This window comes from Deltaproteobacteria bacterium (assembly GCA_016875395.1).
Taxonomy (GTDB): Bacteria; Myxococcota_A; UBA9160; order UBA9160; family UBA6930; genus VGRF01.
On sequence record VGRF01000083.1, the window covers coordinates 1 to 1,388 of the forward strand.

A 1,388-nucleotide genomic window follows, 5' to 3' on the forward strand; every position below is an offset into this window, starting at 1 on the left:
TGGCCGCGTGTGGCGGCGGGGAGAAGGTCGTCGAAGTCACGAGGGTCGTCGAGAAGCCGGTTGCTCAGACGGTCGTCGTCGAGAAGCCGGTGGCAATCGAGAAGGTCGTTCAGCAGACGGTCGTCGTCGAGAAGCCGGTGACAGTCGAGAAGGTCGTTCAGCAGACGGTCGTCGTCGAGAAGCAGGTCGACAAGGTCGTTGAGAAAGTCGTCGTCCAGACCGCCACGCCTCAGCTTCCTCCGACGCCGACGCCTCGGCCGGCTGCAAAGCCTGCGCCCAAATCGAAGAACGCGCGGGGCCAGCTGGTCTGGGCTACTGTCGACGGCATCGGCACAGGGGGCTTTAACGCCATGGGTCTGTGCTGCGGTGGGAAAGCTATGGGGGTCGTCGAGACGCTCTTCAGGCCCACGCATGAGAAGGGGACCGAGACGCCGCTCCTTGCAGCGTCCTGGAAGCTTGACGAAAAGCAGCCGCCCGAATTCGTTCAAGTGACGCTGAGGAAAGGCGTCCCTCTGCACAAGGGGTACGGGGAACTTACCGCGGAAGACCTTGTCTGGTCGGTCAACGACACCAACGCAAATACGTCGGCGCAACACGGTTCAGGCAGAGTAAGCATCGCGGACGGTTCCGGCGAGTGGGCAGGGTTTCTTGGCAAGACGCCTGCCGAGGTGATCGACACCTATACGGCGAAGATCTATTGGACGAGCTTCGACCCGCGCTGGACCACCTGGTTTTTCGGGCAGGACGGTCTGGGCGCCGGGGTGGTCAGCAAGAAGGCATTCGAGAAGAACGGCCTCAACTGGAACCTGGACAACATAGTCGCGACCGGGCCGTACGAGGTCGCCGAGTTGAAAAGCGGTGAAAGCTATGTTGTCCGTGCGGTACCGAACCACTGGCGAAAGACCGCCCAGGTCCAGACCATAAAGCGAGTCCTAGTGCCAGATGAAACCGTCCGGCTGGCAATGTTGCAGACCGGCGAGGCTGATATCGCCGACATCAGCCAGAAAAACATCCCGGAAGTGCAGCTATTCGGAATGGTCAGCAAGGGGTCCGGCACGGCAGAGATGCTGACCGTCATGTTCGCCGGCAACCTGTGGGAGGACACGCACCCAAAGACCGGAGCCAAGCTCGAAATTCTTACATATGGCGCCGACCAGCCCTGGCTGGGTAACCCGCGCACTCCGGACGACAGCAACAACCCCAAGGGCATGAACGACATGGAGCAAGCCCGGCTCGTGCGCCAGGCCCTGGCGATGGCGATCGATCGCGACCTGGTGAACAAGGCGGTCTTGTCTGGCCTCGGGTGGCCGGTATACATCCCGTACTTTGACATCAATAACCGCAACTGGAACGACAAGTGGAAGGTTTCTTTCGACACCAAGAAGGCT

Annotated in this window: 1 protein-coding gene; it reads left to right on the forward strand. The window is 60.9% G+C overall.

Translation table 11 applies throughout. The features are described 5' to 3' along the window. Nucleotides 1–1,388, forward strand: a 1,388-nt coding sequence (locus FJ091_22225) for a hypothetical protein (protein MBM4386066.1), incomplete at both ends; no start/stop codon positions are given.